Source organism: Nonlabens xiamenensis (genome assembly GCF_003865345.1).
In the GTDB taxonomy this organism is placed as follows: Bacteria; Bacteroidota; Bacteroidia; order Flavobacteriales; family Flavobacteriaceae; genus Nonlabens; species Nonlabens xiamenensis.
Map to the genome: position 1 here is coordinate 96,841 of NZ_RMVE01000003.1, position 23,113 is coordinate 119,953.

The window sequence follows — 23,113 nt, forward strand, 5'->3', positions numbered from 1 at the left end:
TATTAAAAAGAAAAAAGGCGAACCGCTAACATCGTGTATAGCACATGCCCTGCGGGACACGTGCCATACACACACCGTTACCTGCAAGCTGAAAAAAATCTGAACTATAGATGAATATACTTCAAAAAATTGCCAGAAAGATAATAAAACAGTCATTTGACCTTTCTGTTTCGACAATCGAATATTTTAGTAAAATGGAACCTTATGAACAAAAGGTTTCGGAATTAAGAAAACTTGAAAACGGAACTTTAGGAAAAGAAATAGCCGAATGTCTTGACAAACATAATCTGACTTTAGTGCCAAAATATGAAAGTCACGATTTGAAACACGTTTTGCTGAATTACAAAATGACTGCTGAAGACGAGATTCGAATGCAAGCGTTTATGGTTGGAAATGGAAATTATTCTATTCCTTCATTTGCCATTTTGATTTTCGGAGCAATTTTGCTTCCTGATTTGTGGCGGACTTTTTACTCAGACTTTAAAAAAGGAAAGAAATCTATTGGAATTTCGGAATGGACAATCGAAGAGTATGCAACTCGAAATCTGACTGAATTAAGAGATGAATTATTAAAACCAGAATTTGAACAAAAAACAATATTTGATATGAAACGAGTTACCAAATTTGGAGCTTTTACTTCTATAACAGCAGGAATATTCGGAATGATATTCTGTTTGCCATTTCTTTTTTCATCGAATATCGCTGATTTAGTTGGTGCAGGATTTCCTTTTGTTGGTGGAGCAATATTAGCTGTCGGTGGACTTTTAGCTTTATCGAATTTATCACGACCGAATAAAAGCCAGCAGATAACAACGGCTATAATTCAGCGTGGCTGAATTGATAGCTCGAAACTCAATACTAATTAATCAAGGTCAGTGCAACTGCGGAAAGTTCTACCGAATTTTCCACGCCGAAATCATAGCCAAGACCGTTGTACGCAATATAACCAAACCAAATGGCAACATCAATAAATACAGCATTTAGCGAATTTAATACTGATACTGTTAATCTATTAAAAGACAGAAGCGATAAGGCAAAATCAAGTAGAGATTGGTTATACACGCAATTAAATGGACTTCAAGACAAAGACGATTTGAATTTCCCATACAAATACGAACTAAAACACATAAACTATGGTTCATTTGAAAGAAAAACTAAAATACGAGAACTAGATGATGTTGATTTAATGTTCTGTTTTGTAGCTGATGGAGCCACCTATTCGAAATCAAGTTACGGTAACACCTACACAATTCATACGCCAAATGCAGGTAATAGATTGAAATATTTATCAGATTCAGATATTCTGAATTCAAGAAAAGTCGTAAATAAGGTTAAGCTTTCATTAGCTAAAATTGACCAATATAAATCTGCGGATTTACACAGCAAAGGAGAAGCAGTTACATTAAACTTACTTTCGTATGAATGGGTATTTGATATTGTTCCTTGTTTCTATACAGATACGGATTTATATTTAATTCCAGACGGTAATGGTTATTGGAAACCAACAGACCCAAGAATTGACCAAAAAAGAGTAACAGACGCTAATAAAGCGCAGCAAGGTAGAGTTTTACAACTAATTAGAACTTTAAAATATTGGAACAGAAGAAATTCATCCTTAACAATTGGTTCATATTTATTTGAAAATATAGTTATTAACTATGTAAACTCACAAACCGAATTAAATCAATGGATTGATTTTAACTTGAGAAGTTTCTTTTACTACTTATCTTCAGCAATCTTAAATACTGTTAATGACCCTAAGGGATATCAAGGCGATTTGAATACATTTACATATGCTCAAAGGCTTTCGATTTCTCAAAAAGCAGATTGGGCTTATGGAAAAGCGGATGAAGCAATAAAAGCGGAAATTGACGAAAAGGATAATAAAAAATCAATAAATAAGTGGCGAGAACTTTTCGGTACTGATTTTCCAAGTTATGGGTAAAAAAGGCATTAAAATATTAAATAGGCAAAATCAACAAAATCACATTGATGAATTACTTGCTCAAAAAACAGTCTATTCAAAAGCAAAAAACTATCAAGGATTGTTAATTCTAATTACAGTCCCACTTCCTTTATTAATATCATTGATTATTAAATTTAGTCCAAGCCTACTAGACCAATCAAGCTATATATTTGTTTTATACACAATTATAGCAGCTACCGCAGAAAAAGTATTAGAAAGTACAATTGACAGACTAAAAAAAATTGCTGCATCTATCAAAGAAACATTTGACACCAATGTGCTTGGAATAATTGAAAATGACTCTTTAAATCTTGTTTTGATAGACAGAGAAATAATAAGAAGATATTCATTAAAAAAGAGGAAAAAACAAAATGAAGTTGATTTAGTTACAAATTGGTATTCATTGGAAATAAAAAAAATCAAAACAAATGTAGCAAGTCTATTATGCCAAAGAACCAATATTACTTATGATTTCTCGGTTCGTAAAAGATATAAATTGTTAATAATAATTTTGAGTGTAATCACATTTCTTATTCTATTCGCAATATCTCTTTCCCAAGATTTAAGTTTAAAAGGTTTTGTTATTGAGGTAATTCTTCCATCCATTCCAATAATAATGTTCGCATATAAAGAAATCAATTCGAATACAGAATCTATTGACAATCTAAATCATTTGAGAAATTTAATCGAATCTACAGTTAAAAAAACTGATATTGATGATGATATTGACAGACATCAATTAAGAAGTATTCAAGACAGAATTTATCACAACAGACTTTTAAGCCCATTAATTTCTGATTTTATATTTAAACTTTTACGACCTAAATTAGAAGATGAAATGGACTATTCAATTAAAGAACAGATAAAAATACTGCGTACAACAAAGAACTGAGGTAAAAAACAAGCAATTAATCAATTTTAAGTTGCCCAATAGTTTGCCAGCCCTAGATTGATCCAACCAAGGTTCTTCAATTCCTTATTCTCACTATGTTTTAGGCTGCCCGGATATTTTTAAATTCTGGGTCCCAGGGTATACCGCTTTTGCCCACTGCAAAGCACTGTCTGAGCAGCTTGTTGCTCACGGCTATCAGCGCCAGCTTCTTGCTCTTTCCCTTAGCCGTTATTCGTTCAAACAGCCTTTTGCAGGGTGCGTTGTGTTTACAGGCATTGAACGAACACATGAACAACAGGTTCCTGAGCTTCTTGTTGCCCATCTTGCTCATGTACGACCTGCCGCGCACACTCGTACCGGATTCACGTTGTACAGGCGTTATTCCCGCGTAGCTGACCAGCTGTGATGCACTCTCGAACTTCTTAAAACCATCCGTGATGGCCAGTAGATAAGTTGCCGTCCTGTTACCTATACCGGGAATACTCATAGTAACCTTTCTCATCGTTGGTAAAGCATTCGTGTCCAAAACGCTCACTGTAGACATCAAAGCTATCCTTGCTGATGTCCACACCATAAACTTCATTATATTTATCCATAGGAACTGAGTTTAGAAAGAGCAATCCATGGGTGCTACAGCAACTTAAAAACGAGATCCAGGTCTCACAGAACTGATCGTACTATTCATGGAAAAGGCAAAGGATAACCAATGTTGACGAAGTCCAAGGCTTCAATGTATATCATTACCTTATTCTTGCCTTTGTTCTTTCTATTAATATTTAGAAATGTAGTGAAATTCAAACTTAAGCAGTATATAAGCTATGGCTTGGTCTGTCCTCACTTGGTTAATAATGCGGATTTTCCAAAGTTACTTTTTATTTGAAGGGGTCTGTGCCAAAACACGCCACAAATCATATACAAGAAACGTTACGGGCAATGCAAAAAAGCCTCATCAAGATTATTAGGGAATGATAAGAGAAATGATTCCAAGTGATAGTAAGCGAATCCTTGAGATTTACAAAATGGGACTTGATACCAAGAATGCCACATTCGAGACAAGTGTTCCTTCTTGGTCAGATTGGGATTCAAAACATCTTAAACATTCGAGATTTGTATATATAGAAAATGACACAATACTTGGATGGATTGCATTATCTCCTGTTTCGACACGTAAAGTTTATGAAGGAGTTGTCGAAGTTAGCGTGTATATTGATACAAATATTTTAGGAAAAGGTATCGGTTCAAAGCTAATGGATAAAGTTATAATATCATCTGAGAACCACGGAATATGGACATTATATTCAAGTGTTTTTCCTGAAAATATTGCGACACTGAAGCTTCATGATAAATTTGGTTTTAGAGTTATAGGAAAAAGGGAGAGAATTGCACAACTTGATAATAAATGGCGTGATACTGTTTTATTGGAGAGGCGGAGCAAAAAGATAGGGATTTAGATTACTAATGAACAAAAATGCCCAGCCCAGAACATGTATGTAGCAAATAGGCTTGATAGTAGTAAATTCAACAGTTGTAGCCCGCTTCAAATTCATCTTGATTTGATAGGTTTGAAGCCCGCAATCGCCTACTTGCAATATACTAAACGTTGTAACCAATAGTTCAGAGGTTGAATATCAGAACGAAAGCTGAACGCTGAAAAGTAAAAAGGCTGAATCCATAGGTTCTTGTGTATTTACAAAATTCGGTTCTAGATCCTTTGAAAAAGTGAATTTTGCATTAGGCTATTGATAAATCCAAGGCCACAGACTTCGATGATCACTTTTTTGGAGTGTTTGGTGGAAATGATTCGGGAATTTTATCAAAACCTGTGATTAATGAAATGATAAAAATGGCTACGCCTTATCTTGATGATTCTCAGTACTGTGTGGATCGCTATAGACGCCGTTTTTATTGGCATTTTAAGATGGTCAGATTAAAAAATACTGGTTACAACACTATATAAGTGGTCATAGCAGTTTGGGAATAAATCGATAGGATCGTGTATTTTTGCAATGGTGCAATCCTTGATTTTGAATAAATTATCAATCATTGCGCAGAAAAATCGAAAAGTAGTGTAACATTTTGACCTGCTACGACACTTATATTTAACGTTAGCAAATAGCATAAAAGTGAAATATAAAGTGAAAATCAAATTCAAAAAGAAAAGATTAATCGTGAATTTAGTTCTCGGTTTAGTTTGGATCATACTCGGAACTGTAAGCGTCGTAACTAATGATAAAATTCGTTGGACGGATTATGGATATCTAGTAATTGGAATTTTATACGTTGGACACTATTTGTACGATCTGGCAAATCAATATCTGACTATCGAAAATGGTACAATCCGAAAAAACGGACTTTATGGTTTCGGCAAGAAAATAGATCTGAGTGAAATAAATTGGATCAAAAAGTTTGCAGGAGATTATACACTGAAAACTGAAAAAAAGGAATTGAAAATCAATACGGAACTGATTGACAAAGATTCACTGACTGAATTGAACAAAATATTGGCGGGACTGAATCTACCAACTGAAAAAACGCCATTTGCTAACAGAGTGTATAATTAATTGCTTTGGCAAGTGCCTATTTGGAAAATTCCTTCGGAAATTTCTCGGGTCCGAGTTTGTTTACAAAATTAGGTGCTGGCCACCGCACCTAATCATACACCAAACGTTGTAGCACATTATGAACAACCAAATTAATATGAATCGAATTCTGATAATTTTTCTCATCCTTTTAGTCGGACTTGTAAGTTGTAAAAATTCTGAAAAGACAATTGACAGGCTTCTTATTGCTGAAAATTATTTCGTGGCTCTTGATGAATCAAATAGCGCAAAAATGGAAGATTTATTAGCTGACAGTTTGATAATTACGATACCGAAATATGAATATAAAGTGAGATACTCTAAAAATGACTATTTGAGGAACTGGTTAAAATGGGACTCAGTTTTTGAGCCAACTTATAAAGTGCTTGAAATGAATATGGAAAACGGAACTGTCAAAGCAAATGTTTCAAAATCGGACAAGAGAATTATTTTCTTTATGGGAAAGCCTTTTGTTACAAATGAGATTCTAAGATTCAAAGATGATAAAATAATTGAATTAGAAACGGAGTATATAAATTTTGACGAAAAAACTTGGGGCAAGAATAGAACTGAGCTTTTAAATTGGACTAAAGAAAATCATCCTGAACTCAATCTTGACCTTAATATTAATATGCAAACTGAATCTGGTGGAAAGAAATTCCTAAAGGCAATTGAACGATATGAAAACGAAAAATAACGTGCTACAACACGGTGTATAAAACATAACTAGTAAGTGCTAAGTCAAAAGGGTTGAGCTTACTTGCAAAGAATGCCAAATTTAAAAATTTGGCTTTTAGAATAGAAAAATTAAAAATAAAAATTTGGCTCTGTGTTAAACCGAAAAGTTAGTGTCTTTTTACACGCTACGTTTCATACACAAACCGTTGACAACAAGCTGAAAAATGAAATACGCAATTATATTTATCTTAATTTTATTCTGTTCAAACCAGGAAGGAAAACCAAAATCAATTCCTTCTGACTTGAAAAAATTTGGAGTATCTGACTTTTATGAGCCAGATGAAATTTTGAGAGTTTGGAGATTTCCAGAAGGTGGTGCTGTATTTGAAGAGTTAATAGAAATAAAACGGAACGGAAAAAAATGGAATTCTATTCGGTACACATATTTACTGGACAAATTTAGCGACAAACCTGAATTTCAAGGTTTAAGAAAAAAACAAACTCTGAATTTAAAAAAAGAACAAATTTTGGAGTTTACAAATAAAAAATTATTAAAAACAAACATAGAACCGACTAAAGAAAACCAAATTTTCCTAAGCGATATGTATTTAGCCGAATACCGTTATGACAATCAAGCAAATTATTTTGAATTCTTTTTAGAAGAAAGCGGAAATGAAAATTCTGCAAAAATTACTTTAACAACATTCCTGAATAAAATGATAACGGAATAAAGCCAGTTGCCAACACCGTGTAAAATTAATGGCTAGTTTTAGCTTGCTTACGAAAATCCTCGCGGATTTTCTATTCCGTTTATATTTGCTAAATTAGGTGCTCAAACACGCCACTAATCATACACATCAACGTTCTACACCATTTGAAAAAAACATTCGTAATCATATTGACCTTAATCGGATTTGTAACTTTTGGACAAGAAAATAAACTTGACCGAATTGAAAGCGAGGTAAACTCAATCAACTCTGACCCTATTCTAACGAAATCTGAATTTGATTGGGCGAAACTGACTGGGATTACAAGTGATGGTGGCGGAATTTTAAAAGTATGGTGGAACGGAAATCAAATCACAAGAATTTACGAAGAAATCGGTCTTTCCTACGGTAGAGTTTCAACCGAAATTTATCTGGATAATGGCAAACCGATAAAAATTATTGAAACTGAAGAAAACTTTAGACAGACTGACCAAGGAATGGAATATGATGAACTAAATCAAGTTTTTAAAGCCGATATTTACGTTATCGATTGGGAAAACGATAATAGCGAAATCGTACGAACAGGTGAGAGAAATTTCAGCGAAGAAAATTGCTCAACTTTTGATTACCAACCAATCATTGAGAGAGCGAAAAAAGCAATAAGGAACAGCGAATGAAGAAATCATTTGTAGAGATTAGAAAGTATTTAAAAAGATTGTTATATCTATTGTTAGTGGTGTTTGGTATCACCTTACTACTATGCTTTTGGAAAGCGGAGATAATGTACATAAGCTTTTATATATTAATATGGGGAATTATGCCAATCTCACTATTTCTATTAGCGGATTTTATAGCAAGAAGATATAATTTCATCAAATAAAAACGGTGTAGAACAACGTATATAGCTCATAGCTCGTCAGTTGCTTAATAGAAGTTAAGGCATATTTGGAAAGTCGCCAAATTTTTAAATTTGACGACTTTCCAATGAAAAAGATAAATAGTAAATTTTAAAATCTGACTTGTGCTCAACCAAAAAATAATTGCTAATTTGCACGCTACGAGCCATATACAAAACCGTTACCATCAATAACCCTATTCCTTCAGAGCTTTAAACCTTTACACCGATTTTAAGCTCGAAAGAGCCTTTAAGTATTCTCTTCTACCCCACTCTTCGCCAAATCAACTCTTGAGCAGACGGAGTAACAGAAAACAGTCGCAGCGCCAATTATGGACGCGGTAATCATCAAGCGAACAAAACGAGCCGAGACTAACAATTAAAATTTAGTAGAGAATATAACTCCAACGTTCATGCAACTGCGAACTTTGAAGTTGTCGGCGAATCTGTCAACTCATGTGAAGATTACCCGGCGATCAAAAAGACGTCCTGAATATCATTGCGGGCGTTACAGATGGTAACAAGGGCTATGATTCATTGCAGCGGAATTTTCTGCCGAAAATTCCTATCTTGCCAGCAACGGCTTGGCGATGAGCGAAAATCCTAGCGAATTTTCACCGCAACGATATCATAGCCTGGACCGTTGTAGCCAATTAAAATGAAAAATAGAATCTCAATATCACTTATATTATTATTCGTAAGTCTAAATCTATTTGGGCAAGTAAATGATGATTCGATACGACAAGTGGTGTTGAATAATAATGTTACTGATAGTCTTTATGTCTTCGGTCAATGGAATGAAACAGACGGAACCGAAACTCATCTTAGATACCTTGGGACAATTAAATCTCCTGAAGGTGAATATAAGATTATGACCTCCTCTTGGTTTTGGGGACTATCAAAAAGAGCAACTAGCAGAATTTTAGTATTTAATGACAAAAATGAATACTTAGGGAATTACTATGTCGGCATGACTTATGACTTGCCAGAAAAAATTGAGAACAACCAGGTTGTGTTTTTACATTCTAAAACTGATGAATGTGACAAAAAGAATGTCACTAAATTATCTTTTGAAAGTGGAATTCCAGAAGAGTTCTTTTTAGAATGTAAAGATGGTTATGGAGATATTTACAAATTTGATAAAGAATAAAAACTAGCTACAACAAAAGGTATAGTGCATGCCCTTCGGGACACGCACCAAACCCAAAACGTTGCCACACATTTGAAAAAAATGCGAACTAAAATTATAACAATAGTATTTTTAATCGGAATTTTTATTGTCACGAACGCTCAAGAAAACGTGGATAAAAATGAAATGGTTGGGTTTGCTTGTTATTTTGCTGGACAACCTTCAAAAACAGTAAAAAAGTACACTCAAAAACTGAATAGTGAAAACTATAAATGGATTTCCAAAAAACTGCACTCTGAAAACAATGCAGAAAAATATATGTCAGTTATCACACTTGAAAAACTGACTGAACTTGAAAAATATGAACTCACCCAAACGGAATTGAACTTAATTGCGGAAATCAAAAAATCACCTGAATTGGTTTCAGTTTGTTCAGGTTGTACTTATTTCCAAAAAGTCAAACTGAAAGATATGTTTACGGAAGAAATGATGACAATGGCAAGTAATTGGCTGAATTATAATTTTAAAACAGACCAATGAATATGATGACCAGAGTTGCAAACAATATCAGCCGAATTGTATACAATCCAAAATTATCAGCTATTGTCATTTGCGTTCTTTGTTTATTGGGAATGCTTACTGCAAAATACATCGAAATTTGGTTTCGTTTTTCTGATTATAGATGGATATATCAATATGGTAGTTTATTTTCAAAAGGACTTGTACTTTTAATAATAGGTTGGTCTTTACTCCATCCTGTAATCGTTATATCGGAAAAGAGAAAACAATGGAAAAAATATTGGATTTGGATTTTAATTGGCTTAATTCCTTTTCTTTATTTCGGGATTATGATGTCAATTGCAATGACAAGAACAATAGAATAAAAACGTGTGGCAACAACGTATATAGCTCATAGCTTGTTAGTTGCTTAAACGAAGTTATAGCCTTATTTGGAAAGCCGCCAAATTTTTACATTTGACGATTTCCAATAAAAAAAGTAAATAGTAAAATTTAAAAATCTGGCTTGTACTTAACCGAAAAATAATTTCTAATTTAAACGCTATGAGCCATATACAGAGCCATTGTAGGTAATTTAAAAATACTCTCGAAAACAAACGATTACTCATTCATATGGCTTGTTTGCTAAATTGTACTTTATTTTAACGCTGAATAAAACTACTTTAGAATGTAATGGTTCGAATTAAATTATAGGTACCAAATGAAACAGACTTTATTAATTTTAATGTTGTTATGTTTTAGTTTTAGTCAATCTCAAAAAACTTATAAATCAAATAAATACAGGCGAACTATAACCGTCATAAATGACTCGATTTTAAAATTTACCGAAATAAACGGTTGTTTTAGTAATTCAAATACTTTAATCTATAATAAAGAAAGAGACATATTCAAAGTAAGTGGAAATCCAAAAGTAAAGCAAGTTGGTATATTTTCACTTTCGACTGATTTAAGTGGTTCAGAGTTAAAAATTACGACTGACAGCTTAGTTATAGTAAAAACTGGAGAAATTTTTTATGATAAAGAGTATTCGGAAAAGAAAGCTAAAAATGGATTTTCAAATTTCTATCTTATCATTGACAGTAAAATAACCCTTGTTACTTTTTCAAACTTCGAGCAAGTATTAACTAGTATTAATTTGGAAGAATATACTTTGAGAGAATTAAAAAAAGCAAGAATAAAAAGACGTTATGGAATAGATGAGAATTATAAAGTGTTGAAGTTAAAGCGGAAATAAAACTGCCTACAACACCGTATATAGCTTATAGCTAGTCATTTGCTTAATCGAAGCCCAGGTATATTTGCAAGTCCACCAAATTTTTTAATTTGGCTTATTGAAAAGAAAAATGTAATAAGAAAAATTAAAAAATTCGGCTCGTGCTTCATACGAAAATAATTTCATAATTTGCACGCTACGAGCCATATACAGAGCCGTTGTGAGAAATCCCTCATAGTCCTCAAAACTGTTAATACTATGCGAACGTCAAGAGCAATATCAGAACTAAAAATATTAATAAAAAACTTGACGTTAATCAGACTTAAAATCGACAAATGAGATATATTTTATTCTTTATATTAGCTGTTCTTTTTAGTTGTTCGGACAAGAAAACTAAGAAAGAAATAGTAATAGACATCAAAAATGAATTTAAAGACGAAGATGTTAAATGGTTCAAAAACGACGGAACTTCTAGTATAAGAGGAATTGCCAAATTTAAATCAATAAATGGAGATATCCGTTTTGGAAAAGAATTCAGGATAGAATTAAATCCATATTCAGCCTACACTAAAGAAAGGTTGAATCATATTTACAAAAATGATGATTCAGGTTATGTTAATATTGAAAGTGGAATACCAAAATTTAACCCTGATCCAGAAGGGTATCATCAGACTAGAAAAGTAATGTGTGATGAAAATGGAGAATTCGAATTCAAAAACCTACCAGAAGGAGATTACTATGTGATTGCTTTCATGCTCTGGGACAAAACAGGTGGGGGAATAATGAGACATATAACACTTTCAAATGATCAAACGAAGATTATTGAAATGACTAATTTTTAAAATAGGAGTTTATAAACTTCTCACAACACTGTATAACAAATCATAGCCGCCTATCGGCAGGCTACGCTTGTTATACCAAACGTTCTAGCCAATTAAACAAACCCGAATGAAAAGAACTTTTACAGTGATATCAATCATTTTATTATCAATTCAATTTTTATACTCACAAGATTATGGAGACCTTCCAAAAATCAAAAAGGAAAGATTATTGAATGACCTTGATTTACTGTATCAAGGTTTAGACAAATTCCATACAGGAATGTATTGGTATACACCCAAAGACAGCGTGGATTTTGCGTTTGAAATGGCAAAAAGAGAAATTGATTCTGACTTGAATATTCTCGAATTCCACAAAATCATAGCACCTTTGGTCGCTTTATCAAGAGAAGACCACACCAACATTTATTTACCAAAATCTGTAAGCGAAAAGTTACGTTCAGAAGCAAGTTTTTTACCAATGACAGTTGTTTTTTTAGGCAAACAACTTTATTGTGTAAAGAACGGTTCAGACCTTGAAAATATAGATTTTGAAGGTAAAATCATAGAGTCCATAAATGGAGAAACAACAAATGAAATTGTAGAAAAAATTGGAAACCTCTTTGCTTCTGACGGATTTATTAAATCTGTAAAATATAGTGATTTGGAAGGTTTTAATTTTTCCAAATACTACTTCTACTTTTATGGACAAATAAGCCAATTTGAAATCAAATTTAAGGATGCAGAAGAGATTTTGGTTCTGAAATCTCAGACCATTGAAACCATAAACAAAAACTTTAAATCGCGATATAAAGGCAGAACAGATGATAAAGAAAAAGACTTGTTAGAATTTAAGTTTTTAAATGATTCAACAGCCTACTTAGGCATTCATTCGTTTTCTAATTCAGATATTAAAGAGGAATCAAAAGAGAACAATCTCAAAACCTTTTTAAGAAATAGTTTTAAACTTATCAAAAAACGCAACATCCAGACCCTTATCATTGATGTAAGCGAAAATGAAGGTGGAACCGAAGGCAATGAAGGAATACTCTATTCTTATCTCGGAGAAAATTATCAAAAGTACTTAAAGGTAAAAGCCAAAACGCAAAAATGCATTTTAGACAATGGTGTTGACAAGCCAATTAAACTAAAAACTTTTGGATTGTTAGAGAGAGTATTTGCAAATAAAAAAATGAAAGACAAGTCATACGTAAGAAAACAATGGATTGGATATGGATTGATGGCTTATAAAAAAGAACCTGAATACAAATTTAAAGGAAAGATTTATGTTATCATTAGTCCTGAAACTTATTCAGGAGGAAGTGAGTTTAGCAATATGATGTTTACGAACGATTTAGCGACTTTTGTAGGTCAAGAAACAGCTGGAGGATATTTTGGCAATACAAGTGGTTATAGTCAAGAATTAATATTACCGAATTCTCAGATAGAGATTAGTATTCCTGCCTTACAATTCGTAATGAATGTCAAACCAAATTTACCATTTGGAAGTGGTGTAAAACCTCATTACGAAGTGATACCGACTTTTGAACAATATTTGAATGGCGAAAATGCATCTCTAAATTATATTTTGGAACAATTAGAAAACAAAAATTAACTGGCTACAACATTGTATAAGCGATAATGCGGGGTAAAGTGTGAAAGATAAACGAATTGAATATTAACAAACATATAGTTAAACCGAAAGTGAAGTGCATCTAATCCCGCACTTCGCTTATACGAGACCGTTGTGCATAATTATGAAAAACATCCAGCTTTTAATAATATTTCTATTTTCAATTGGAGTTTCAGCACAAAATATAACTGAAATTAATTCTGATTTGAAACTAACTGATTCGCTGACTTACGAAACTGAAGTCCGAATTTACCAAGGTGGCGGAATAACTAATTACTCTTCACTTTTTAGAATGTTTAAAGACAAATCGGAGAAATGGACAGCGGAATTTTACGAGCATTACGCAAAGGTTGACGGACAAGCCGAATTGCGGACTGAAAAGCGAACTCTAAAATCGGATAATGATATGGAATTTGTTTTTCAAAACTTTATTCGGAGCCATATTTTGGGTTTGCCAAGCTTGAGCGAAATTCAATGGAAATTAGTAACACGTGGAAATGTGGAAAAAGTAAAAAGAGTAATTCGAGGTAAAGAGATTGAGGAATATGAATTAATGAACAAAAAGATTGCAATTCTTGACGGAGAAGGATTTAAAGTTAAAATTAAAAGGTGGAATAGAACAAACGAATTTGAATATTCAAATCCAGATGGATATTTAACACATTATCCCGAAATTGACGAATTGAATTATATGTGTGAAATTCTGGATTTAATCCGAACTGAATTTCATATCTGGAAAAAATAACTATGCACAACAACGTGTATAATTCATTGCTAGTACTCGCCTACTTCTGAATCCCGATAGCTATCGGGACGCGGATTTTCTATCTGTGATTTATTTGCTAAATTAGTGCTTAAACCACACAACGAAATCATACACAAAACCGTTGTGCGGCATTTAAAACAATGGAAATTCATAAGAACACCCAAAATTGACGACAATGGAAAATCAAGACTTTAAAATTGGAATTAAAACGGTATGGTTTCTAGTATTTGGAAACTTCTTACTGACTGTGCTAGGAGCGTTAGCTAAAATTCAACATTGGGAATCTTCGCAATTCTTTTTGACTGTTGGACTGATGCTTTTCTTCACGACATGGATATTAATCTTAAGTGACATGGTGAAAAACAAAATTTATAATAAGACTTTTTGGATTTTGACAATGTTTATTATGCCGACTATTGCGACAATATTTTATCTAATACAGAGAAACAAGCTCTTAAGACTTGGACAGAGATTTTCATAAAAGAACTTGGGAAGAGAAAAGACGACCGCACAATAACGCATATAGCTTATGGCGGGTGAGCGGCTGCCAGCAAGGCTTGCGCTCCAGAGCGAGCTTTGGTTTCGATGGACAGGAAAGAGGTTACAATCCGCCACAAGCCATATGCAAAATGTTGGCAGTAATGCAAAACAGAAAAACGAAAAGAAATGATAGACAGATTTTTGAACGCAAAACATTGGCAGCTATTCCTATTGACATTTGGAATTCCAATGATTTTTCAATTTATAATAATGGGAATTATGTCCGCAAATATTGGAGCAAAAAACAACCCAGCCCCTGACTTTATGTTTAGTTATATGAAGTTCTTCCCAATAATGATGTTGCTATTCATGGGAGTATTTTTTGGTTGGTTTTGGTCTGTTGCTATCGGACTTCAAAGAGTGATTCCTGATGAAATAAAATTGAAAGTCAATAGCTTTAAAATCTTCCTTTTGATTCCCATTGTCTACATGATTTTCTTTCTCGGGTTTATTATGACTTCATTTACTTCGGGTGGACATAACCCAGGAATATTTGCTGTTATCGTACCTCTACATTTATTTTCAATGTTTTGCATTTTTTACAGCCTATATTTTGTTGCAAAAACCTTCAAGACTGCTGAACTCCAACGAAAAGTAATTTTTAGTGACTTTGCAGGTGAATTCTTTATGATTTGGTTTTATCCTATTGGAATTTGGATAGTCCAGCCGAAGCTTAACAAAATGATAAAAGAAAAAGCACATACTGCCAACAATGTCTAAAAAATCATAGCTGCCCTTCGGGACAGCAACGCTTTTTAGCCGAATTGTTAGATCGAAATAAAATATGATACATCGAATAACAAATAAACTCCTCTTCTTTTCTATATTAATAACTATAATCTCGTGTACTCATAAATTGCATTCAACAACTATTGAAGAAAATGAAAGTTATTCATTGATAAAAGGTGTGAATGACTTTGATGCAATCAATCAATCGTATACTGTAATTGTTGAAGGTAAATTGGAAGAATTTAAGCCTTGGAAAACAGGCAAAGGTGGAGGAACTCGGTATTTTGACTATGCAATTCGATTACACAATGGTTGCCAAGTACCTATTCATAATTCTGTTAAAATTGATAGCGAATATTTGAACAAAAAAATTAAAGCTTTGGGTGTGATTGAATGTGGCCCAATTAGTAAAACATCTATTCAAAATATTGATTTAAAACGACTACAAAGTATAATTAGGATAGAAAAATTAAAATGAAACTCTATCTGACAAAACCTAAAACCAATTAAAACTGGTTGTAGCCAGAACGTTGGCATTCATTTAAAACACAACACAATGAAAAACAAAATTTTAAAATTAGACAATCCTTGTAATGAAAAGTGGGACAATATGAAGCCCAATGAAAGAGGAAGTTATTGTGATTTGTGTTCAAAGAATGTAATAGACTTCACTAAACTAAATCAAATCGAGATTTCGGAGATAATGAAAAAATCGGGAAATAAAATTTGTGCAAGACTAACACATTGTCAATTGAAATCGCCATTATTAAATTTAGAAAATAATTTCGATTTAAATTTCCCGAAATCCAAAGTGGCCGCAGGTTTAATACTTGCCACTTCATTAACAATTGGACAAACTTCACACGCGGAAAATCGAAATATAAAAACTGAATTTATCCAAAGTTCAGGCTCAATTATGAATTCAATAAAGGAACAATCTACTTCTAAACCCAACGAACCAAAACTTGATGATCTAATGATATTCAAGGGAAAGGTAACTTCCGAGGATTTAAAAAAACCTGTTGAGAATGCAAAAATCACACTTGTAACTTCACAAAAAATATTGAGCGTTTATACTTCAGCAGACGGAACATTTTCTTTTGAAATACCTACAAATTTAATTGATGATGACAATGTTATAAGAGTTTCATATTATGATGTTAAGGAAAAAAGAGAGAACGAAATGTTTGTTGGATATGAAACAAAAGATTTCATTTTGTCAAAAGCGGAATTAAATACTAACTTTTTAATAGAAGCTGAACCTGAAGTATTATATGTTGGAGGAATTGGAGCCTATTCTGAAAAAAGAAAACCGATTGTATTAGGTAATGGAGTTGAAATTAAATATCGTGAATTTGTTAAGGCTCAAATGGGAGAAAAAAGCAGTTGCAGTCTTGAAAATAAAGACTATTTGTATTTCGATTCAAAGTTTGCGATAGCAATTTATGGAAAAAAAGCAAAAGATGGACTTTATATATTAACCAAAAAAACAGAAAAATAAAAACGAAATGCCATGAATGTGTATAGCAAATAGGGCGTTCAGTGGTTTCCGAAAGTCTGGTGGTTATTTGAAACACCGCCAAATCGTTGATTTGGCTTTTATAAATGAATTAGATAAAAACAAAATACAACGTTTTGGCTCAGTACAAACCCGAAAGTTTATCACTTTCTACTGCCCTACTTGCCATATACTAAACGTTGTATGGCATAAAAACGAACAGAGTAACAAAAATTAACAACTGAAAAAATATGTTTGGAATTAAACACATAAAATTTGACTCAATGACTTATGTTCTTCATTTTAAAAATGGGAATATAAAACGAGAAGGAAGAGGTCTATCGTTTTTCTATTTTGCACCAAATAGTTCAATAGCTGCAATTCCAATGGGAAGTAATGACTTGCCTTTTGTTTTTAATGAATCTACAAATGATTATCAAACAGTAACAATTCAAGGACAAATTAGCTATAAAATAAACAATCCAAAAACATTAGCAGACGTTTTAGATTTTACAGTTCAGGATAACGGACAATACAAAAAGAATGATATTGAGAAATTAAATCAAAGAATAATCAATGAAGCACAGACTGCAACTTCTGCATACATTCACGGGATAAAGCTGAAAGAAGCAATACGTTCTGCAAAGGCAATTGAAGAAAAAATTACAGAAGGACTAAAATCTTCAACCGCAATTGGTATGCTTGGAATTGAAATTCTTGGTGCGAATATCCTTGCCATTCAAGCAACCCCAGAAATGGCAAGAGCATTGGAAACTGAAACACGTGAAAAACTGCAACAAGAAGCCGACTTGGCAGTTTATGAAAGACGAAATTTTGCTGTCGAGCAAGAACGAATAATAAAAGAATCAGAACTAAATACAGAAATTGCAGTTGAAGAAAAACAAAAGCAAATTGCCGAAAAGAAAATGGAATCTGATGTTCAAAAGGCAGAAAACCAAAGAAAATTAAGAGAAATGCAGTTGGAAGCAGATATTTCAGTCGAAAACCAACGTAAATCACTCATTGAACAAAAAACAGAAAATGACAAAAAAGAGGCGGAAACAAAAGGCTACGTAATAGAAACAACTCTAAAACCATATCGAGATATGGATTGGAAAACTTTGACTGCTTTAAATAATAATTCTGACCCAAGATTTAATATTTCACTTGCTTTTAGAGAATTAGCTGACAATGCTGAAAAAATTGGTAACTTAAATATTAGTCCTGACTTGTTAGATTCAATTCTAAATGAAAAAGGAAAAACCAAATAATGAGTTTCGAGTATGCCATAATTGTAAAAAGTAAAACTCGACTTGAATCTCTTATTGAAAGATTTAATACTAAGTCGCAAGCCAAGTTCTATATAGAAAGACTTGGTGGAAATTTTGACGAGTATGAAATTGAAGATGAGATTTTTAAAAACTCGTTAAATTCTTTACAAACTCAATTATCAAAAGTAATTAAGAACAAAACTATTGACAGACAATATGTTTCTTCTTACATTTTTTCCAAGAAAAATATAATAATCGTTATTGGTCAAGATGGACTTGTTGCTAATACCGCAAAATATTCTAACAATCTACCTATTCTTGCAGTAAACCCTGATATAGAGAGATATGATGGAATATTATTGCCATTTAATGTTTCAAATTTTATTCAAGGAGTTGAAAATGTGTTAACTAATAAACACCAGTCCAAGATTATGAGTTTTGCAGAAGCAAAATTAAATGACGGACAAAGATTGCTTGCATTTAATGATTTATTTATTGGTGCTTCTTCCCACGTATCAGCACGGTACAAAATATCCTTTAAAAACAAAACCGAACAACATTCGTCAAGTGGAGTTATTGTTTCAACTTCAGCTGGCTCAACAGGCTGGTTGAGTTCAATTTTTAATATGGCATATGGTGTTACAAATATCTTTGAGAAAAACCTAACTACTAAACATCCCAAACTAAAAGAGAAGGATTTACTTTTTGCCGTTAGAGAACCGTTTAAAAGTATTAGAACTCAAACAGAAATAACAGCGGGAATTATAAGAAATAGCACTTTAACAATAGAATCATTTATGCCAAATAATGGGATAATCTTTAGTGACGGAATAGAAAAGGACTTTTTAAATTTCAATAGTGGCTCAATAGCGACTATCGGAATCGCCAAAGAAACAGCAAACATAGTAATGAATAACGCCATACAACAATAAATATAAGTAATAGCCGCCTATCGGCAGGCTACTACTCATATTCAAACCGTTGTTGTTAATTTGAGAATAAACTATGGGAACACATATTGACTGTATAATTCCGAAAGAAAAGGAATATTCAGTTGAGGAAATAAGACAAAAACTGAAAAGTGCTTTTGACAGACTGAAATCTGAATTTTTGCATTTAGAGGAATACGGAACATTCACAAAAAAAGTAAATGGGAATTGGTGGATTAGCTATATTCCTTCCGAAAATGGAAATCCTGAATACATTACTGGAGAAGGAGATAGTTTTCATATTGATATTTATAAAAAAGTCATCCATATTGGTTGTATAGAAAGATTCTCAAGTTTATACTTAAACGAAAAAAATGTTTCAGCTGAATTGTTAAAAATAATAACTGAATTAAGTAGAGAATTTAGAACATCAGATAAGATATTAATTGGAGCTGGTGGATTTGGAGAAACAGACCTAATAATGGATATGGCTTTCAATGCAAGTGCGGATTTTGAACAAATTTGCGGAAAAATGACCGAATTGAATGGAATTCCTGCAAGTGATTTGATTGAATTAAAAGACAGGTCTTGGTATCTGAAAAAATAAAAAAACTGCCTCTAACGCCGTGTATAATTCATTGCTAGTACTTGCCTATTTACAAATCCCGATAGCTATCGGGACGCGGATTTTCTTTTCGATTTGTATTTGCTAATTTAGTTGCTGAAACACGCCATTAACCTTATACATAAACGTTAGCACACATTATGACAATCGAATGGAAAATAAAAAATAAAATTAAGCAAACTTCAATTAGAGGTCGATTCGCTTTTGGAGTATTCTGTCTTGAAAAATACATTACTGAAAACGACTTAAAAAGTAAGTGGATTGAAAAGCTAATTCCAATTTTATGGCAATTCACGAATACGGATAGAATGGATTTATGGGAGGAGAAGATTAGCGATTTAACACCACTAAATATATTGGATGAGTCGCCAAGAAATTCTCATTCTGATTATCCAAGCTTAACTGAATCGGAATTCATTGAATTGAAAAAGTATTATGGCGAACTTGACAATGAATTTGTGCAAATGATTAATGAAACAATTGAAATAGGTTTAAGTAACATATATGGTGGAACTGGGGATTTTAGTGAAAGTACTTATGATTCAACTATACTCGTTTATAAACTAGCGAATAAGCTTTTAACTGAAAAACCGAATTTTGACAATTTTTATAAATCAAAATTTACCGAATTTCACGGTTGGGGAAATAATGTGAATAAATAATTTTTTAAATAAAAAACATGTGCTATCAACACCTATGTGGCATGCCGCGATTTAGCTGGGTTTTGCTTAAATTTAGAAAAACAATAATTGGTCTCGGCTGAAAGCACCACCGATGGACTTGCGCCGCAGCCGCATAAAATTGCGGAGTTCACCTTTTCGGTGCTATGCAATTCACGTGCGGCACGCCACATAGCCAGGACCCTTACCATCTATAACCCTATGACTTCAGAGCTTTAAACTTTTACGCCGATTTAAAGCTTGAAAGATGCCTTAAGTACTCTCTCACACCCCACTCTTTGGCAAATCAACTCTTGAGCAGATTGAGTAGCGGAAACCAGTTGCAGCGCCATATGTGGACCCGCTGATCAGCAAGCAAACAAAACGAGCAGAGACTAACAATTAAAACTTAGTAGCGAACATAACTCCAGTGTTTATGCAACTGCGGACTTTGAAGTTGACGGCGAATCTGTCAACTCATCTTAAGAGTACGCGGCGCTCAAAAAGAAGTCATGAATGTCATTGAGAGCATAACAGATGGTAACAAGGGCTATGATTCATTGCTATGGAATTTTGAGCCGAAAATTCCTATCTTGCCAGCAAAGACTTTGTGATGAGCGAAAATCCTAGCGGATTTTCACCGCAACGAAATCAAAAGCTGGACCGTTGTGCAACATATGAAAACAAATCGAAAATGAAACAATTTATCTTACTTTTTCAACCTTTTAGTAAAGGTGGAGTGGTACAAATTGATTTTAAATCGGAAAAACCAGCATCTGACTTTATTGAATTTACCAAATTGGATGGATATAATGTTTATCAATATATCCAAAGCGATTTCACTTACAATATGTCTATTGCAGAATTAGAATCTGAAAATATAGGATTTAAAAAGCTATACCGAGAAAAGAAGACTTGGTTTGGACTTTCAAAAAAGACTGTAATAGATTTACTAATTGAACAACAAAATGGATTTTATTACCCATACGGTTTTGGAAATTATCTGTACTTATTTTCAAAGCAAAAAATTAACCAATCTGAATTTGAAAAGTGGTTGAACAAGGAATTCCCAAGTCGATTTGGTGACATTGACGGAACATTTGCAGGATTCAATTCGGAACTTTCTAATTTGATGAATGAAGATGACTATCTAATAGCAACGAATCACGATTACCAAGAACATTTCGGATTGACAGGTAAAGCGGAAATAATTGAACAAATTATTTTGAAATTTAATGACTTAAATTTAGCAGAATACGAAACGGAAAAATAGATCTGAGAATCAAAAAAAACGTAGCACAGCAATTTATAACCGCAATTACGATGGTTTCGACTACGTCCGAATCCACTCGGAATTTCGCACGTCAGTGCTTAACCGAAAATCAACGCCTATTAACCCGAAACTGAAAGTAATACGGGACCGTTATGCAAGCTAGGACAAAGCATATATATGAAGAGATTCAGGAAAATATTAATAATGGTTTTAATCATCATTTCCCTTGCTATAACAGGTGTTTTGATATACGGATACTTTAAGATTAGTAACTGGAGCGAAATCTGTTCAAAAGAAGAGATGAAGTTTAATGCGCAGAACCTAAATGATATAGAAAAACTATCTCCGAATTTTTATAATGTGTGGGATAAACTATTTCCTGATTCAAGAAATGTTTCAATGACAAAACAATCAAGAGGAGAAGTTTTTCACGAAATCGGATTACAAAAAGGCTGGAAAAACTGTATGTGCGATGAGATTGGATACAATTCATGGAACAATCACAACTTTGAATGGAAATACAATCATAAAAAACTTTTGCAAACAGCAGGATATAGAAGATTTGGGTTTGGTTTAAATAAATATTCCTCGCCCGACAAATGCTTTGACTTCTGGATAAACCATGACTTTTATTTTAGGGCTGAACAGAGATACTTTACTAGCTTGAATGAATTTTCAAATATTTTGTATCAAAAAGACATTCATGAACTATCGGATAATGAAATTATTGAAATGATTTCATATAGACTTATGGAAACATACCCTGTATACCGCGAAAAAAGATTTAAAGAAAAGAAGGATGAATTAATAAGAAAATGGAAGAAAGCCAGTTTATAAAAATGCATAAACATAATAGACTGAATAGCAATATTTTCAAGGGCTGTAGCCCGCTTAAACTTTCTTGTAACGTATTTTATCAATTTCCGATAACCGCGAAATTTGACGTCACGAAATAAAATCACGGAAAAATACTGTAAGCAACACCGTATATAGCTCATGGCTTAAAAGGATAGACCTATTAATTTTCCTACATTTTAACTACCTTTAACAAAACGAAAAAAACCACCTAACAAAACGCTACAAATCATATACAATTACGTTGTGCAACATTTGAAATGACATTCGAAATTGGAAAATATCAAATTGAATTATTAAACGAATCTGACTTCAAATCAGGATCGAAGGATAACGTGAATGAATATTTAAAAAACTATTTAACGGAATCTGATTTTAAACTACCGACAAAAATCGGAATAAAAACATTCAAGAATGGAACTGAATTAGATAGTGCAATAATTGGAGCTGAAGGTGGGGCAACTGGGTTGCACAAAACTTCCCAAATTATTGAATCAAATCGGATTTTAATCTGTTGTTGCGATTCAATTTTCTGTTTGGAATTACCTACTCTAAATCTAAACTGGAAAACTAAAGTTGACCAAGCAACTGCTTTTGAGATTTTCAAAATAGAAAATGGTTTTATAGTTCACGGAGAATTAGAAATAACCCGAATTGAAAATAATGGCCAAATTAAATGGCAGAATTGTGGGGCGGACATTTTTGTCTCGCAAAACGGAAATGATAACTTTGAAGTTCAAAGCAATTTTATAAAAGCAACTGATTGGGACGATCGAATATATAAATGGAATTTAAACGGAGTAGAAATTGAATAAAAAACGTTGCATAACAATATATAACCGCAATTACGGCGGATTCGACTATGGCCGAATCCACTCGGAATTGCTAAAGTACCAAATCGAAAATTAACGCATATTAACCCTTAATTCACGGTTATAC

At 33.0% G+C, this 23,113-nt stretch carries 27 protein-coding genes and 1 pseudogene; 26 read left to right on the forward strand and 2 right to left on the reverse strand.

Going from position 1 to position 23,113, the window contains the following annotated elements:
* Positions 1 to 110 precede the first annotated feature (110 nt).
* The 3 genes from EGM47_RS08895 (at position 111) to EGM47_RS08905 (ending at position 2,858) form a co-directional block, all read left to right on the forward strand.
* Positions 111 to 836, forward strand: a complete 726-nt coding sequence (locus tag EGM47_RS08895; RefSeq protein WP_124980459.1) for a hypothetical protein — start codon at positions 111 to 113, stop codon at positions 834 to 836.
* Between the two features lie 119 nt (positions 837 to 955).
* Positions 956 to 1,945 carry an SMODS domain-containing nucleotidyltransferase gene (locus tag EGM47_RS08900; protein ID WP_124980460.1) on the forward strand — a complete coding sequence of 330 codons (990 nt, stop codon included), beginning with the start codon at positions 956 to 958 and terminating at the stop codon, positions 1,943 to 1,945.
* The gene (locus tag EGM47_RS08905; RefSeq protein WP_124980461.1) at positions 1,938 to 2,858 is read left to right on the forward strand and encodes an S-4TM family putative pore-forming effector; all 921 of its coding nucleotides are present in this window, start codon (positions 1,938 to 1,940) and stop codon (positions 2,856 to 2,858) included. Before EGM47_RS08900 ends, EGM47_RS08905 begins: the two co-directional genes overlap by 8 nt.
* 100 nt (positions 2,859 to 2,958) lie before the next feature.
* Here the strand turns inward: EGM47_RS08905 and EGM47_RS08910 are convergent.
* A pseudogene (locus EGM47_RS08910) lies at positions 2,959 to 3,342 on the reverse strand (transposase); the annotation flags it as partial.
* The gene (locus EGM47_RS16590; RefSeq protein ID WP_164510850.1) at positions 3,323 to 3,454 is read right to left on the reverse strand and encodes a transposase; all 132 of its coding nucleotides are present in this window, start codon (positions 3,452 to 3,454) and stop codon (positions 3,323 to 3,325) included. The gene EGM47_RS16590 and the pseudogene EGM47_RS08910, both read right to left, overlap by 20 nt.
* A 369-nt stretch (positions 3,455 to 3,823) precedes the next feature.
* Here EGM47_RS16590 and EGM47_RS08915 point away from each other — a divergent pair, with 369 nt between their 5' ends.
* From EGM47_RS08915 to EGM47_RS09025, 23 genes are all read left to right on the forward strand, one after another.
* On the forward strand, positions 3,824 to 4,309 hold the full coding sequence (locus EGM47_RS08915; protein ID WP_124980462.1) for a GNAT family N-acetyltransferase: 486 nt from the start codon (positions 3,824 to 3,826) through the stop codon (positions 4,307 to 4,309).
* Positions 4,310 to 4,981: 672 nt separating this feature from the next.
* Positions 4,982 to 5,419: a hypothetical protein gene (locus tag EGM47_RS08920; RefSeq protein ID WP_317126884.1), complete on the forward strand. Its 438-nt coding sequence runs from the start codon at positions 4,982 to 4,984 to the stop codon at positions 5,417 to 5,419.
* Between the two features lie 136 nt (positions 5,420 to 5,555).
* The gene (locus EGM47_RS08925; RefSeq protein ID WP_124980463.1) at positions 5,556 to 6,134 is read left to right on the forward strand and encodes a nuclear transport factor 2-like protein; all 579 of its coding nucleotides are present in this window, start codon (positions 5,556 to 5,558) and stop codon (positions 6,132 to 6,134) included.
* 205 nt (positions 6,135 to 6,339) lie between these two features.
* The gene (locus EGM47_RS08930; protein ID WP_124980464.1) at positions 6,340 to 6,846 is read left to right on the forward strand and encodes a hypothetical protein; all 507 of its coding nucleotides are present in this window, start codon (positions 6,340 to 6,342) and stop codon (positions 6,844 to 6,846) included.
* A gap of 143 nt (positions 6,847 to 6,989) precedes the next feature.
* Entirely contained in the window at positions 6,990 to 7,499 is a 510-nt protein-coding gene (locus EGM47_RS08935; protein WP_124980465.1) for a hypothetical protein, read from the forward strand.
* An 876-nt stretch (positions 7,500 to 8,375) separates the two neighbouring features.
* The gene (locus tag EGM47_RS08940; RefSeq protein WP_124980466.1) at positions 8,376 to 8,867 is read left to right on the forward strand and encodes a hypothetical protein; all 492 of its coding nucleotides are present in this window, start codon (positions 8,376 to 8,378) and stop codon (positions 8,865 to 8,867) included.
* A gap of 81 nt (positions 8,868 to 8,948) precedes the next feature.
* Positions 8,949 to 9,386, forward strand: coding sequence for a hypothetical protein (locus EGM47_RS08945; RefSeq protein WP_124980467.1), 438 nt, complete (start codon positions 8,949 to 8,951; stop codon positions 9,384 to 9,386).
* Positions 9,383 to 9,730 carry a hypothetical protein gene (locus tag EGM47_RS08950; protein WP_124980468.1) on the forward strand — a complete coding sequence of 116 codons (348 nt, stop codon included), beginning with the start codon at positions 9,383 to 9,385 and terminating at the stop codon, positions 9,728 to 9,730. Before EGM47_RS08945 ends, EGM47_RS08950 begins: the two co-directional genes overlap by 4 nt.
* Positions 9,731 to 10,065: 335 nt before the next feature.
* A complete protein-coding gene (locus EGM47_RS08955; protein WP_124980469.1) occupies positions 10,066 to 10,599 on the forward strand; it encodes a hypothetical protein in 534 nt (177 codons plus the stop codon).
* Between the two features lie 314 nt (positions 10,600 to 10,913).
* Entirely contained in the window at positions 10,914 to 11,420 is a 507-nt protein-coding gene (locus tag EGM47_RS08960; RefSeq protein ID WP_124980470.1) for a hypothetical protein, read from the forward strand.
* A 106-nt stretch (positions 11,421 to 11,526) separates the two neighbouring features.
* Positions 11,527 to 13,011 (forward strand): S41 family peptidase, encoded by a 1,485-nt coding sequence (locus EGM47_RS08965; RefSeq protein ID WP_124980471.1) that lies wholly within the window; start codon positions 11,527 to 11,529, stop codon positions 13,009 to 13,011.
* Positions 13,012 to 13,153: 142 nt separating this feature from the next.
* A complete protein-coding gene (locus EGM47_RS08970; protein WP_124980472.1) occupies positions 13,154 to 13,774 on the forward strand; it encodes a hypothetical protein in 621 nt (206 codons plus the stop codon).
* A 196-nt stretch (positions 13,775 to 13,970) separates the two neighbouring features.
* Positions 13,971 to 14,276: a GldL-related protein gene (locus tag EGM47_RS16640; protein ID WP_124980473.1), complete on the forward strand. Its 306-nt coding sequence runs from the start codon at positions 13,971 to 13,973 to the stop codon at positions 14,274 to 14,276.
* Positions 14,277 to 14,461: 185 nt separating this feature from the next.
* A complete protein-coding gene (locus tag EGM47_RS08980; protein ID WP_124980474.1) occupies positions 14,462 to 15,055 on the forward strand; it encodes a hypothetical protein in 594 nt (197 codons plus the stop codon).
* A gap of 136 nt (positions 15,056 to 15,191) precedes the next feature.
* On the forward strand, positions 15,192 to 15,542 hold the full coding sequence (locus tag EGM47_RS08985) for a hypothetical protein (RefSeq protein ID WP_124980475.1): 351 nt from the start codon (positions 15,192 to 15,194) through the stop codon (positions 15,540 to 15,542).
* A 78-nt stretch (positions 15,543 to 15,620) separates the two neighbouring features.
* Positions 15,621 to 16,565: a carboxypeptidase-like regulatory domain-containing protein gene (locus tag EGM47_RS08990; protein WP_124980476.1), complete on the forward strand. Its 945-nt coding sequence runs from the start codon at positions 15,621 to 15,623 to the stop codon at positions 16,563 to 16,565.
* Between the two features lie 248 nt (positions 16,566 to 16,813).
* Positions 16,814 to 17,833, forward strand: a complete 1,020-nt coding sequence (locus EGM47_RS08995) for an SPFH domain-containing protein (protein WP_124980477.1) — start codon at positions 16,814 to 16,816, stop codon at positions 17,831 to 17,833.
* Positions 17,833 to 18,765, forward strand: coding sequence for a diacylglycerol kinase catalytic domain-containing protein (locus EGM47_RS09000; protein ID WP_124980478.1), 933 nt, complete (start codon positions 17,833 to 17,835; stop codon positions 18,763 to 18,765). Before EGM47_RS08995 ends, EGM47_RS09000 begins: the two co-directional genes overlap by 1 nt.
* 73 nt (positions 18,766 to 18,838) lie before the next feature.
* Positions 18,839 to 19,369, forward strand: coding sequence for a hypothetical protein (locus EGM47_RS09005; RefSeq protein ID WP_124980479.1), 531 nt, complete (start codon positions 18,839 to 18,841; stop codon positions 19,367 to 19,369).
* Positions 19,370 to 19,527: 158 nt separating this feature from the next.
* Complete coding sequence (locus EGM47_RS09010) at positions 19,528 to 20,049, forward strand: hypothetical protein (RefSeq protein WP_124980480.1); 522 nt, start codon at positions 19,528 to 19,530, stop codon at positions 20,047 to 20,049.
* 610 nt (positions 20,050 to 20,659) lie between these two features.
* Positions 20,660 to 21,319: a metallophosphoesterase family protein gene (locus EGM47_RS09015; protein ID WP_240642375.1), complete on the forward strand. Its 660-nt coding sequence runs from the start codon at positions 20,660 to 20,662 to the stop codon at positions 21,317 to 21,319.
* Between the two features lie 177 nt (positions 21,320 to 21,496).
* A complete protein-coding gene (locus EGM47_RS09020; RefSeq protein WP_124980481.1) occupies positions 21,497 to 22,156 on the forward strand; it encodes a hypothetical protein in 660 nt (219 codons plus the stop codon).
* 278 nt (positions 22,157 to 22,434) lie between these two features.
* A complete protein-coding gene (locus tag EGM47_RS09025; RefSeq protein ID WP_206052154.1) occupies positions 22,435 to 22,989 on the forward strand; it encodes a hypothetical protein in 555 nt (184 codons plus the stop codon).
* Positions 22,990 to 23,113: the final 124 nt, after the last annotated feature.

Coding starts and splice junctions, on each gene's coding strand:
- EGM47_RS09020 (WP_124980481.1), top strand. CDS start 21,497: ATGAAGAGATTCAGGAAAATATTAATAATGGTTTTAATCATCATTTCC.
- EGM47_RS08950 (WP_124980468.1), top strand. CDS start 9,383: ATGAATATGATGACCAGAGTTGCAAACAATATCAGCCGAATTGTATAC.
- EGM47_RS09000 (WP_124980478.1), top strand. CDS start 17,833: ATGAGTTTCGAGTATGCCATAATTGTAAAAAGTAAAACTCGACTTGAA.
- EGM47_RS08955 (WP_124980469.1), top strand. CDS start 10,066: ATGAAACAGACTTTATTAATTTTAATGTTGTTATGTTTTAGTTTTAGT.
- EGM47_RS08960 (WP_124980470.1), top strand. CDS start 10,914: ATGAGATATATTTTATTCTTTATATTAGCTGTTCTTTTTAGTTGTTCG.
- EGM47_RS08895 (WP_124980459.1), top strand. CDS start 111: ATGAATATACTTCAAAAAATTGCCAGAAAGATAATAAAACAGTCATTT.
- EGM47_RS08965 (WP_124980471.1), top strand. CDS start 11,527: ATGAAAAGAACTTTTACAGTGATATCAATCATTTTATTATCAATTCAA.
- EGM47_RS16590 (WP_164510850.1), bottom strand. CDS start 3,454: ATGGATAAATATAATGAAGTTTATGGTGTGGACATCAGCAAGGATAGC.
- EGM47_RS09015 (WP_240642375.1), top strand. CDS start 20,660: ATGAGCGAAAATCCTAGCGGATTTTCACCGCAACGAAATCAAAAGCTG.
- EGM47_RS08980 (WP_124980474.1), top strand. CDS start 14,462: ATGATAGACAGATTTTTGAACGCAAAACATTGGCAGCTATTCCTATTG.
- EGM47_RS09005 (WP_124980479.1), top strand. CDS start 18,839: ATGGGAACACATATTGACTGTATAATTCCGAAAGAAAAGGAATATTCA.
- EGM47_RS08930 (WP_124980464.1), top strand. CDS start 6,340: ATGAAATACGCAATTATATTTATCTTAATTTTATTCTGTTCAAACCAG.
- EGM47_RS08915 (WP_124980462.1), top strand. CDS start 3,824: ATGATAAGAGAAATGATTCCAAGTGATAGTAAGCGAATCCTTGAGATT.
- EGM47_RS08905 (WP_124980461.1), top strand. CDS start 1,938: ATGGGTAAAAAAGGCATTAAAATATTAAATAGGCAAAATCAACAAAAT.
- EGM47_RS08970 (WP_124980472.1), top strand. CDS start 13,154: ATGAAAAACATCCAGCTTTTAATAATATTTCTATTTTCAATTGGAGTT.
- EGM47_RS08925 (WP_124980463.1), top strand. CDS start 5,556: ATGAATCGAATTCTGATAATTTTTCTCATCCTTTTAGTCGGACTTGTA.
- EGM47_RS09010 (WP_124980480.1), top strand. CDS start 19,528: ATGACAATCGAATGGAAAATAAAAAATAAAATTAAGCAAACTTCAATT.
- EGM47_RS08995 (WP_124980477.1), top strand. CDS start 16,814: ATGTTTGGAATTAAACACATAAAATTTGACTCAATGACTTATGTTCTT.
- EGM47_RS08990 (WP_124980476.1), top strand. CDS start 15,621: ATGAAAAACAAAATTTTAAAATTAGACAATCCTTGTAATGAAAAGTGG.
- EGM47_RS09025 (WP_206052154.1), top strand. CDS start 22,435: ATGACATTCGAAATTGGAAAATATCAAATTGAATTATTAAACGAATCT.
- EGM47_RS08940 (WP_124980466.1), top strand. CDS start 8,376: ATGAAAAATAGAATCTCAATATCACTTATATTATTATTCGTAAGTCTA.
- EGM47_RS16640 (WP_124980473.1), top strand. CDS start 13,971: ATGGAAAATCAAGACTTTAAAATTGGAATTAAAACGGTATGGTTTCTA.
- EGM47_RS08900 (WP_124980460.1), top strand. CDS start 956: ATGGCAACATCAATAAATACAGCATTTAGCGAATTTAATACTGATACT.
- EGM47_RS08945 (WP_124980467.1), top strand. CDS start 8,949: ATGCGAACTAAAATTATAACAATAGTATTTTTAATCGGAATTTTTATT.